Consider the following 11444-nt stretch of genomic DNA (forward strand, 5'->3'; position numbering starts at 1 on the left):
GCCCCCCCTTGCTTGGAACGCGCCGTCAGCGCGCCACGATCGATCGGGCGCTGCTCCCTCCGGGGTGAAGGCTCCGGCGACGCGCGGCATCGGGCTGGCGCATCAGGGTGAGGGAGGCGGAAATCGCCCGCTCAAGCCAGGCGTGAGATGACAGAAGTCGAGGTCGCCATCGTCGGAGGCGGCATCGCCGGAGCTTCCGCGGCGGCCCATCTCGCGCCTCACCACAAGGTCGTCCTGCTCGAGCGGGAGGACCAGCCGGGCTATCACGCGTCCGGCCGCTCGGCGGCGCTGTTCACGGAAACCTACGGCAACGCCGTGGTCCGGGGCCTGACGGTCGCGAGCCGGCCGTTCCTCGCCTCCCCGCCGCCGGGTTTCGCCGAGCATCCGCTCCTCACGCCGCGCGGCGTCCTGCATGTCGGGGGCGAGGACGATCTCGACCGTCTCTCCGCCCTTCACGCGGAGACGAGCGCGCTCGTGCCGGACGTGCGCTTCCTCGGCGGCGCCGAGGCGCGCCGCCTCGTCCCGGCGCTGAAAGAGGGCTGGGTTCGCGGCGGGGTCCTGGAGCCGGATGCCCGGGACATCGACACCCATGGCTGTCTGCAGGGCTTTCTGCGCGTCGCCCGCGCATATGGTGCGGAGATCCTGACCCGCGCCGAGGTGGTCGGGATCGAGCGGCGGGGCGGCCGCTGGCGCCTTCGCCTGCCGGCGGCGGAGGTCTCGGCCGACATCCTCGTGAACGCCGCCGGCGCCTGGGCCGACCGGGTCGCCGCGCTCGCCGGCGTGCCGCGGCGCGGCCTGCAGCCGATGCGCCGGACGGCCTTCCTGTTCGGGCCGCCGGACGGCGTCTCGGCCCGCGACTGGCCGATGGTCGTCGGCCCGGGCGAGGCGTTCTACTTCAAGCCGGATGCGGGCCTGCTCCTCGCCTCGCCGGCGGACGAGGCGCCGAGCGAGCCGACGGACGCCCAGCCGGAGGAGATCGACGTCGCGGTCGCGGCCGACCGCATCCAGGAGATCGCCGAGCTGCCGATCCGCCGGATCCTGCGGCGCTGGGCGGGGCTGCGCACTTTCGCGCCGGACAGGACGCCGGTCGTCGGCTTCGATCCGGCTGCGGAGAGCTTCTTCTGGCTCGCCGGCCAGGGCGGCTACGGCTTCCACACCGCGCCGGCGCTGGCGGCCATCGCGGCGGGGCTGATCACCCGCAATGCCGTTCCGGAACCCGTCGCCGATCTCGGGATCGCGGCCGACCATCTCGCGCCGGGGCGTCTGCCGCCTCGCTGAGCGGAACGGCACCATCCATCACGGACGCTCATCGCAAGCCTGACGCGATTTTGTTGGCGTCGCCGGCCCGCCTTCGGACAGAAAGCGAAGCCCTGCCGGAGACAGCCATGCCGACGCTCGTCATCGCCAACAAGTGCTATTCATCCTGGTCGCTCAGGCCGTGGCTGCTGCTGAGGCAGCTCGGCATCGCCTTCGACGAGGTTCTGATCCCGCTCGGGCAGCCTGACACCGCCGCGCGCATCCGGGAGCACTCGCCGGCGGGGCGCGTGCCGATCCTGAAGGACGGCGACGTTACGGTTTGGGATTCGCTGGCCATCATGGAATACGCCGCCGAGCGCTGGCCCGAGGCGCAGGTCTGGCCTGCGGAGCGGAGGGCGCGGGCGCTCGCGCGTTCCGTGTCGGCCGAGATGCATTCCGGCTTTCAGGCGCTGCGGAGCGGCTGCCCGATGAATCTCGGAAAGAGATTCGGAGCCAGGGATCGGGGGGAGGCGGTCTCCCGCGACGTCGCCCGGATCGACGCGATGTGGCAGGACATGCGCGTGCGCTTCGGCCAGGGCGGGCCCTTCCTGTTCGGCGCCTTCTCGGCCGCGGACGCCATGTACGCGCCGGTCGTAACGCGGTTCGACACCTATTCGGTCGAGGTTTCCGGCGTGTCGAAGGCCTATATGGAGGCGATCCTCGGGTTGCCGGCCTTCGGCGAATGGCGCGCGGCGGCGCTCGCCGAGCCCTGGTTCTACAAGGAGGACGAGGTCGACGAGGAGCCGTTGGCCAACTTCCGCCCGGTCCGCTAGACGTCGGGCGACCTGGAGCGCTCCGATGAACGCGATGAACACGCATTATCCCGACCCGACCCTGGTCGAGTCGGTGAACCGGCACACGCTGGCCGTGGTGGTGGATAACGAACCGGGCGTGCTGGCGCGGATCGCCGGCCTCTTCTCGGGACGCGGCTACAACATCGAGAGCCTCACCGTGTCCGAGACGGAGCACGAGAAACATCTCTCCCGCATCACCATCGTCACCGCGGGAACCAACGCCATCCTGGAGCAGATCAAGAGCCAGCTGGAGCGGCTCGTCCCGGTGCACCGGGTGGTCGACCTCACCGTCCAGGGCGGCGCGATCGAGCGCGAGCTCGCGCTGGTCAAGGTGCAGGGAAAGGGCGAGAGCCGGGTGGAGGCGATGCGCCTCGCCTCGGCCTTCGGGGCCAAGACGGTGGATGCGACACTCTCGTCCTTCGTGTTCGAGCTCACCGGCACCACGGACGAGGTCGAGCGCTTCATCAACCTCATGGTGGCGGTCGGGCTCGTGGAAGTCTCCCGCACGGGCGTCGCCGCCATGGGGCGCGGTGCCGACCCGATGTAAGCCAGATGTACATCGTAGATTTCTGAACCGGCTCGAGGCTTCGGAACGCGAATGAAGCTCGTCGCGACCTTGCTGCCGAAGGCGATCTACGGACCAGGCGCAGGGTTTCTGGCCTGACCACGCCCCCGGGAAAGAGAAAACGAGACGGAAGGCGCATGATCTACGAGGAGCGCGACTACCGCATCAGGCCGGGCAAGCTCGCCCAGTTCGTCGCCACCTATGGCCGGTATGGCCTGCCCTTGCAGAAGAAGCATCTCGGCACGTTCGTAGCCTATTTCACGACCGAGATCGGCGAGCTCAATCACGTCGTGGCGCTCTGGGCATACGAGAGCCTCGGCGACCGCGAGGCTCGGCGGAAGGCGATGCTCGCCGATCCGGAGTGGCAGGCCTATCTCGACCGGGTCACCGACCTGATCGACATCCAGACCACCCGCATCCTGAACCCGGTCTCCTATTCGCCGCTCCAGTGAGCGGCCCGCGCACAGCAGCGCGTGGGCCTCGGGGCTGCCGAATCGGACCGACTTGACCCGAGAACGCACCCGCCGGCACTGACATACCTGTAAGTCAGGACGGCTTCGGCGTTCGCCGGCTGGACGACGGACGGAAGGGCCAGGAATTGGGCATGTACGGTCTGGAAGGACGCCGCGCGATCGTCACCGGTGCCGCCTACGGCATCGGCAAGGGTATCGCGTCGCGGCTTGCGGCCGAGGGCTGCGATGTCGGCCTGTTCGATCTCGACCTCGCCGCAGCTGAGCGCGTCGCGGTTGAGCTTTCGGGCTCCGGCCGGCGGGTCGCCGTCGCGGCGGGCGACGTCTCGTCCAAGACGGATGTCGAGGCGGGGATCGGCAGGTTGCTGGCGGAGCTCGGCGGTGGCGCCGACATCCTGGTCAACAATGCCGGCATCTGCCGCATCGGCAAGCTGCTCGAGATGAGCGAGAGCGACTGGCGTGCAACCTTCGGCATCAATGTGGACGGCCTGTTCTATGCCTCGCGCATGGTCGTGCCGGGCATGGTCGAGCGCCGCTCGGGGGCGGTGATCAACCTGGCCTCCTGGATGGGGAAGTCCGGCGCGGAGGCGTATGGTGCATACTGCGCCTCGAAGTTCGCGGTCGTCGCCCTGACGCAGACGCTGGCGCTCGAAGTCGGGGAGCATGGCGTGCGCGTGAACGCTGTCGCGCCCGGCCTCGTCGTGCAGACCAAAATGCGGGACGAATCGGAGGAGAGGCGCCGCCGCGAGGGGCTGCCGCTCGCGGAGGAGCGCGCCAAGGCCATCCCGCTGCGGCGCGCCGCCGTGCCGGAGGACATCGCAAAGGCGGTGGCGTTCCTGGCCTCCGACGAGGCGGCCTATATCACGGGGGAGACGCTGAGCGTCACCGGCGGCGTCTGGAACGACTGACCCCAACCGAGACGAGGGACATGCCGCGCCCGACGCTGTCGAGCCGGACTCGCGTCGTCGAGAGATGTGCGTCGATCACAAGAGCTGGACCGTCGAGAAGTGCTGCTCGATGGCCGATAGCAGCGAGCGGCTGACGATCCAGGACGTCTTCGGGTTGTCGGGCGAAGGACGGTTCACGACCGAGAGCTCCAGGCTGCCGAGCTCGCTCGCGACCGCGATGCCGTGCGTGTTGCCGCGCGCCTCCGGGTCGACCACCACGGAGACCTCCGTCCTGTCGAAGCCGATCCCGGCAAGCGCCAGCGTCGCGGCGACGTTCAGGTTGGCGGGATACCGCGCGGCCGCCTCGCGCGCGCTGCCCTCGAGCAGCGTGACGGGACGGGCCGGGCGCTCCACATGGCCGAGCCGCCGGAGCTCGTCGGCCCAGGCTGCAGGCGGTTTGCGCGACTCGTAGCGGATGCGCAGGTCGCCGGCGGCGCGGGCCGCCAGCACGTAGTCCAGCCCCGCCAGGGCGCCCGAGGGCAGGTACAGGCGCGTTCCGGCGGCTTCCGCCGCTTCGACGAGGGCCGCGCGCAGTCCGTCGTCGTGCAGCGCACCGACGGATGACAGGAGGAGCGGGACGCCGAGCCCGAGGGAAGCGGGTCCCCATTCGCGGACCGCTTGCGCGCCGGCCGCCTCCACCACGATCGCAGGCCGGAAGGCGGCCAGGGCCGCGGGATCATGAACTGTGACGCAGTCCGGACCGACCTGCCCGGCGCGCGACGAGCCGGGCCGGAGCACGACCGCGACGGCGTACCCGCCGCGCCGGAGCAGGGCGGTCGCGAGTTCGCGGCCGATCGCGCCATGGCCGATGATCGCGACGCGCCGCATCACGCAAGGCCCCGGGCGAAGACCGCGACGTCGCGGGCGAACTGGTCCGCGCGGGTCACGGGGAAGAAGTGGCCGCCGTCCGGATACGTGATCGCCTGCGGGCGCCCCGGCAGGGCCGCCGCGAGTTCCTCCTGCAGGAAGGCGGGGACGATGACGTCGTCCGCGGCTCCGAGGACCAGCGCCGGGCAGGCCAGGGACGAGATCCAGGCGGAGCCGTCGAAGGCCAGCAGCGCGTCGATCCGCTCGCTCACGATGCGCCGGGCCGCGTCCGACGCAGGCGGCCTGGCGATTGCCGCCTCGTACACGTCCCAGTTCGCTTCGAGCCAGGCCGGCGCATAGCCCAGCACCGCCCCGGTCGCGGCATAGATGCGCGGGTCGAGCTCGAGGATGCGGCGCCGCGCGGCGAACAGCGCACCCATGTAGCGCGAGGGCCTGAGCCAGGTCGCGCTGAGAACGAGGCCGCGCAGGCGTCCTGGCGCGATATGTGCGAGCGTCTGCCCGATGGCGCCGCCAGTCGAGTGGCCGACCAGAACCGCATCGGCGATCCCGGCCGCGTCCATGACGGTGAGGCAGTCGCGCGCGAGCTGGTCGATGCTGCAGGCCGCCGTGCCCCGGCTGCTCGCTCCGATGCCGCGCTGGTCGAAGCGGGTGACGCGGAAGCTCGGCGCCAGCCCGGGGAGGACGGGCGACCAGAAAGCCGCCGTGCCGCCGAGGCCGGACACCAGGAGGATGTCGGGGCCATGGCCTTCCGTCGTTATGGCGAGCCGGGCACCGTCAGCCGTCTCCGCATGAGGCATCACGGCCCTCCATCAAGTCCGATCCATCACACCGAGCCGGGGGTCCCTCCCGGGCAGGAATACCGGCCGACCAACCGATGCCTCTCGCCTGGATTGGATATGATATTCGATCGCCTGATCCGTCGTCGCTTGGCAATGCTCCTCAATTCGCTACCGCGGCGCGATCTCCTCTGCCGACGCTTGCACATTTTCGACGTGGATGAATATCGTTTCTAGTGATGCCGATTGGCCGCCAGTCTCTGACGGACGTGGCGTTCATGAGAAAAGTTCCCGTGCGACCGGCGGGTGAGTGCCGGGCTGCCCCACCTTCCCGGCGGCTGCCGCCGCGAGCTGTCGCGAGGCGCGCGGTCGAGGACATCTGCGACGGCGAGGCCAGTGCGGCCAGATCGAGTTTCCAAACCGAACGCACAGGAGCAGCGACATGGATGTGCTGGACCACGGGAAGCAGGAGATCGAGGTCTGGCGGGACGGCGTGAATACGCGCATGCGCGTGTCGGCGCTCACCAACTCGCATCAGCTCCTGATCTTCGAGCAGTTCTGCGATCCCGGGCACGGCGCGCCGATGCACATCCATGCGGTCGAGGAGGTTCTCGAGGTGGTGGAAGGCGTTGCCGAGATATCTCTGGGCGACAGCAGCCGTGTCGTGTCTCCCGATCAGTCGGTCGTCGTCCCCGCCGGCATGCGCCACGGCTTCAAGAACATCGGAGACGGAATCTTGAAGGTCAGGGCCACGATGGCAGCGCCCATCTTCGAGGCGAGCTACGACGTAAGAGGCGAGATCGCTCGCCGGTACAGCCCCTCTTGAAGCGTCTTGCGGGCGAGCGCCGTCACGGTACGGCCGTGCGCCCATAGAAGGACGGCTCCCGCAGCCAAGTTTTCGTCGGGTCCCAGTCGGTGCTCGGCGATCGCAGGCGCATCTCCTGGGCTGCGCGACGCAACGGAACCAGGAAGCCCTCCTTTGCGTCCGTCTCGCGCTCAGGCTTCCCGAGATGGTGTCGACGCTGATCGAAGCCAGGAGCCGGCCCTTGCCGTCGCGGACCGATACGGCCAGTCCGCAGGTCGAGCTCGCCATCCACCCAGGCGAAGCCGGATTGCGCGACCTTGGCGAGTTCCGCACGCAGGAAGAGCGTCCAGGTTCCGCTCCAATAGGGGCGGACGGCTCAAGGAGCGCCGACGTGATCAGCCGGGTTCTGGTGCGGTGCGGCGCGCATTCATCGTGAGCAGATCGTAGCGGGCGACGGTTTCGCCGTTCTGGTTGAACACCTCCGCGTCCCAGCGCACCTCGCCGTAATCGGGCTGGCGGGCGGCGTTCTTCGACTTCACCGTGAGCCGGACGCGGATCGCGTCGCCCGGCGAGACCGGCTTCAGGAAGCGCAGGCCGTCGAGGCCGTAATTCGCCAGCACCGGCCCGGGCGGCGGGTCGACGAAGAGCCCGGCCGCGAAGGATAGGATCAGGTAGCCATGCGCGACGCGGCCGGGGAAGAACGGGTTCGCCCTGGCGGCCGCCTCGTCCATATGGGCGTAGAAGGTGTCGCCCGTGAAATGGGCGAAGTGCTCGATGTCCTCGAGCGTGATCGTCCGGCTCGCCGTCTCGATCGTGTCGCCGATCCTGAGCTCGTCGAAATCGAGGCGGAACGGGTGCCGCGCGCTGGCGGGCGCCGGCGCGCCCCTGATCCAGGAGCGGGTGAGGGCGGAGAGCTGCTTCGGCGAGCCCTGGATGGCGGTGCGCTGCATATAGTGGAACACGCCGCGGAGGCCCCCGAGCTCCTCGCCGCCGCCGGCCCGGCCCGGCCCGCCATGGACGAGGCCGGGAAGGGGCGCACCGTGCCCGGTCTGCTCGCGCCCGCAATCGCGGTCCACGATCAGCAGCCGGCCATGGAATGCCGCGATTCCGAACGTCACCGTCGCGGCCACCTCCGGGTCATAGGTGTAGAGCGAGGCGACGAGGCTTCCCTCGCCCCGAGCGACGAGCTCGACAGCCTCCTCCAGACTGTCATAAGGCATCACGGTCGCGACCGGCCCGAAGGCCTCGACCGTGTGGATGGCCCGCGCCTCGGCCGGCCGCTCGCAGCGGAGCAGGACCGGCGGCATGAAGGCCCCGCCGTCCAGCCCGGCCGGTTCGGCGGCGGGATTGCCCAGGACGATCTCGGCCTCCCGCGCCAGCTCGCCGACGGCGTTTCGTACCGCCTCCCGCTGCGCCCGGCTGACGAGCGCCCCCATCCGGGCATCCTCGGCCGAAGCTGGGCCGAGCCTGACCTCCGCAAGCGCCGCCCTCAGGGCTACGACGGCTGCGTCGGCGGCCTCCCGCGGCACCAGCGCGCGGCGGATAGCCGTGCATTTCTGGCCCGCCTTCACGGTCATCTCGCGCACGACCTCCCGGACGAAGAGGTCGAATTCGGGCGTGCCGGGCCCCGCATCCGGCCCCAGGATGGCGGCGTTCAGCGAGTCCCGCTCCGCGATGTAGCGTACGGCGTTGCGGCCGATGCCGGGATGGATGCGGAGCTTCTCGGACGTCTCGATCGATCCCGTGAAGGACACCACGTCCTGGCCCGTGAGATGGTCGAGGAGATCCCCCACCGAGCCGCAGACGAGCTGCAGCGCGCCGGGGGGCAGGATGCCCGATTCCACGATCAGCCGCACCAGCGCCTCCGTCACGTAGGCGGTCGCGGTCGCGGGCTTGGTGATCACCGGCATCCCGGCCAGGAAGGCGGGCGCGAACTTCTCCAGCGGCCCCCAGCACGGGAAATTGAAGGCGTTGATATGGACCGCGACGCCGTGCAGCGGCGTCAGGATATGCGTGCCGACGAAGCCGCCGGACTTCGACAGCGTTTCCACCCCGCCCTCGACCACGAATCGCTCGGAGGGCAGCTCGCGCCGGCCGCGCGACGCATAGGCGAAGAGGGTGCCGATGCCGCCATCGACGTCGAAGGCGTTGTCGGCCTTCGTCGCTCCGGTATCGGCGGAGAGGCGGTAGAGCACCTCCTTGCGCTCGTTCAGGTAGCCGGCCAGCGCGCGCAGCCTGTCGGCGCGCTCGTGGAAGGTCATGGCCCGGAGCGCCGGCCCGCCGATGCCGCGGGCGTGGCGGACCATGGCGCCGAAATCGAGCCCTTCGCTGGAACAGGTCGCGACGATGCGGCCGTCGATCGCGCTCGGGATCTCGATGAGCTGGCCTGCAGGTGCGACCCATCTGTCCTGAGCGTAGCTTTCGAGCGCGACCGCCATCACGTCCTCCCGGAGCCCTCCCGGCTGTTGCGCCGGCTGAGCCGGGCTTCTGGCACCTGCGCGCATGCGGCGCCAGGGGGAGGGAAGGCGAAAGGACGGCCCCGCCGCCGCGGGCGGGCGCCTGCTCCCGCGCCTCTCCCGAAGCGGCCCCGCCGGCGGGCGCGGAACTTGTCACCGCCGAGCCGGTCCCCCATAGCACGTCAGAACGGTTTCAAGCTGCGGGCGCGCCCGCGCGGGGAAGGGACATGGAACTGCCCGAACGGGAATCGATGGAGTACGATGTCGTGATCGCGGGCGGCGGGCCGGCCGGGCTCGCGACCGCGATCCGGCTGAAGCAGCTCGCCGCGGAATCAGGCTCCGACATCTCCGTCGTCCTGGTCGAGAAGGGCTCCGAGATCGGCGCGCATATCCTGTCGGGCGCCGTGATCGACCCGATCGGGCTCGACCGGCTCCTGCCCGAATGGCGCGAGGCGTCGGACCGGCCGCTGACGACGGAGGTGACCAAGGACGAGTTCCTGTTCCTCGGCCCGGGCGGCGGCGTGAAGATCCCGACGATCGGCCTGCCGCGGCTGATGGACAATCACGGCAACTTCATCGGCTCGCTCGGCAACGTGGTGCGCTGGCTCGGACAGCAGGCGGAGGCCCTCGGGGTCGAGATCTATCCCGGCTTCCCGGCGGCCGAGGTGCTGATCGAGGACGGGAAGGTCGTCGGCATCGCGACGGGCGACATGGGGATCGGCCGCGATGGGAAGCCCAAGAGCGACTACACCCGCGGCATGGAGCTGCGCGGCAAGTACACGATCCTTGCCGAGGGCGCCCGCGGCAGCCTGACGAAGGGCATCATCCAGCGGTTCGAGCTGAACAAGAACTCCGACCACCAGAAATACGGCATCGGCATCAAGGAGCTTTGGCAGGTCCAGCCCGACAGGTTCCAGAAGGGCCTCGTCCAGCACTCGATGGGCTGGCCGCTGCCGAACAAGGCCGGCGGCGGGTCCTGGCTCTACCATTTCGACGACAACCTCGTGTCGGTCGGCTTCGTCGTGCATCTCAATTACGAGAACCCCACCCTGTCGCCCTTCGACGAGTTCCAGCGCCTCAAGACGCACCCGATGATCCGCGACACCTTCGAGGGCGGCAAGCGGATCGGCTACGGCGCGCGCGCCATCATGGAGGGCGGCTGGCAATCGGTGCCGAAGCTGGTCTTCCCGGGCGGATGCCTGGTCGGCGATTCGGCTGGCTTCGTGAATGTTCCCAGGATCAAGGGATCCCACAATGCGATCCTGTCGGGCATGCTCTGCGCCGAGCATGTCGCGGCCGCGATCGCCGAAGGCCGCCAGCACGATGAGATATCGGCGTACGAGAATGCCTGGCGCGGCTCGGAGATCGGCTACGATCTTTTCCGCGTCCGTAACGTGAAGCCGCTCTGGTCGCGCTTCGGCACAATCGTCGGCATCGGGCTCGGCGGGATCGACATGTGGGCGAGCGAGCTCCTGGGGACCTCGCTCTTCGGCACGCTCTCGCACGGCAAGCCGGATCACGCGACGCTGAAGCCGGTCGCGGAGGTGAAGCGGATCACCTATCCCAAGCCGGATGGCGTGCTCACCTTCGACCGCCTCTCCTCCGTCTACCTGTCCAACACGAATCACGAGGAGGACCAGCCGGTCCATCTCCAGGTGAAGGACATGGACTTGCAGCGCCGTTCCGAGCACGACGTCTATGACGGCCCCTCCGCCCGCTACTGCCCGGCCGGCGTCTACGAATGGGTGGAGGAGGGCGGCGCCCCGCGCTACGTCATCAACGCGCAGAATTGCGTGCACTGCAAGACGTGCGACATCAAGGATCCGAACCAGAACATCAACTGGGTGACGCCCGAAGGCGGCGGCGGGCCGAACTATACGGGGATGTAGGTTCGGAACCGGACCCGCCTCTCCGGGCTTCTTGGGGTTTGGAATTCCAAGGAGGCGACGATGAGTCTGTTCAGCTTTATCAAGGAGGCCGGCCAGAAGCTGTTCGGCGGCGGCGCACAGGCGGCGACCGCCGACGATCTCAAGAAGGAGGTCCAGGGGCACGGATTCGACGCCACGAAGCTGCGGATCGATGTCGAGGGGGACAAGGTGAGAGTCTCGGGCCAGGCGAAGACGCAGGAAGAGGCGGAGAAGCTCATCCTCTCGCTCGGCAACACGATCGGCGTAGCGCAGGTAGACACCAGCGATCTCAAGGTGGATCAGCCGGCGTCCGAGGCGAAATTCTACACGGTCAAGAAGGGCGACACGCTCTGGAAGATCGCCGAGGAGCATTACGGCAAGGGGAACGGGGCGAAATACACCGAGATCGTCAAGGCGAACTCGCCGCCGGTGAAGAACCCCGACCTGATCCAGCCCGGCTGGGTCTTGCGCATTCCGCCGCTCGCGGCGTAACTCGGCCCGCACATGCGCCGGCGCCGCCTCGGACAGCGCGGCGTCGTTGCGCCTTGCCCGCCCTGGGCGAACCCGCCATGGTGACCCGGCGCAACGCAGCAGCGGCGG

General features: G+C 69.4%; 11 protein-coding genes. 8 read left to right on the forward strand and 3 right to left on the reverse strand.

What is annotated here, in order from left to right:
• The first annotated feature begins 147 nt into the window (after positions 1–147).
• The 5 genes from HJG44_RS19505 to HJG44_RS19525 all read left to right on the forward strand — a co-directional run bounded on the left by HJG44_RS19505 (position 148) and on the right by HJG44_RS19525 (position 4033).
• Positions 148–1278 carry an NAD(P)/FAD-dependent oxidoreductase gene (locus HJG44_RS19505; protein WP_171220026.1) on the forward strand — a complete coding sequence of 377 codons (1131 nt, stop codon included), beginning with the start codon at positions 148–150 and terminating at the stop codon, positions 1276–1278.
• Positions 1279–1385: 107 nt separating this feature from the next.
• Positions 1386–2069, forward strand: a complete 684-nt coding sequence (locus HJG44_RS19510) for a glutathione S-transferase family protein (protein WP_171220027.1) — start codon at positions 1386–1388, stop codon at positions 2067–2069.
• A 25-nt stretch (positions 2070–2094) separates the two neighbouring features.
• On the forward strand, positions 2095–2637 hold the full coding sequence (gene ilvN / locus HJG44_RS19515) for an acetolactate synthase small subunit (RefSeq protein ID WP_171220028.1): 543 nt from the start codon (positions 2095–2097) through the stop codon (positions 2635–2637).
• 155 nt (positions 2638–2792) lie between these two features.
• Positions 2793–3107, forward strand: coding sequence for an NIPSNAP family protein (locus tag HJG44_RS19520; RefSeq protein ID WP_171220029.1), 315 nt, complete (start codon positions 2793–2795; stop codon positions 3105–3107).
• 152 nt (positions 3108–3259) lie between these two features.
• Complete coding sequence (locus tag HJG44_RS19525) at positions 3260–4033, forward strand: SDR family NAD(P)-dependent oxidoreductase (protein WP_171220030.1); 774 nt, start codon at positions 3260–3262, stop codon at positions 4031–4033.
• A gap of 75 nt (positions 4034–4108) precedes the next feature.
• Here the strand turns inward: HJG44_RS19525 and HJG44_RS19530 are convergent, their stop codons facing one another.
• Positions 4109–4900 carry an aspartate dehydrogenase gene (locus HJG44_RS19530; protein WP_171220031.1) on the reverse strand — a complete coding sequence of 264 codons (792 nt, stop codon included), beginning with the start codon at positions 4898–4900 and terminating at the stop codon, positions 4109–4111.
• Positions 4900–5697 carry an alpha/beta fold hydrolase gene (locus HJG44_RS19535; protein ID WP_171220032.1) on the reverse strand — a complete coding sequence of 266 codons (798 nt, stop codon included), beginning with the start codon at positions 5695–5697 and terminating at the stop codon, positions 4900–4902. Before HJG44_RS19535 ends, HJG44_RS19530 begins: the two co-directional genes overlap by 1 nt.
• A gap of 421 nt (positions 5698–6118) precedes the next feature.
• Here HJG44_RS19535 and HJG44_RS19540 point away from each other — a divergent pair, with 421 nt between their 5' ends.
• Entirely contained in the window at positions 6119–6502 is a 384-nt protein-coding gene (locus HJG44_RS19540) for a cupin domain-containing protein (RefSeq protein ID WP_171220033.1), read from the forward strand.
• A 374-nt stretch (positions 6503–6876) separates the two neighbouring features.
• Here the strand turns inward: HJG44_RS19540 and paaZ are convergent, their stop codons facing one another.
• Positions 6877–8919 carry a phenylacetic acid degradation bifunctional protein PaaZ gene (paaZ, locus tag HJG44_RS19545; protein WP_171220034.1) on the reverse strand — a complete coding sequence of 681 codons (2043 nt, stop codon included), beginning with the start codon at positions 8917–8919 and terminating at the stop codon, positions 6877–6879.
• Between the two features lie 245 nt (positions 8920–9164).
• Here paaZ and HJG44_RS19550 point away from each other — a divergent pair, with 245 nt between their 5' ends.
• On the forward strand, positions 9165–10826 hold the full coding sequence (locus HJG44_RS19550; RefSeq protein ID WP_171220035.1) for an electron transfer flavoprotein-ubiquinone oxidoreductase: 1662 nt from the start codon (positions 9165–9167) through the stop codon (positions 10824–10826).
• A 60-nt stretch (positions 10827–10886) separates the two neighbouring features.
• Entirely contained in the window at positions 10887–11336 is a 450-nt protein-coding gene (gene lysM / locus HJG44_RS19555) for a peptidoglycan-binding protein LysM (RefSeq protein ID WP_171220036.1), read from the forward strand.
• The last annotated feature ends 108 nt before the right edge of the window (positions 11337–11444 follow it).

The organism is Enterovirga aerilata, from assembly GCF_013044135.1.
Lineage (GTDB): Bacteria > Pseudomonadota > Alphaproteobacteria > Rhizobiales > Beijerinckiaceae > Enterovirga > Enterovirga aerilata.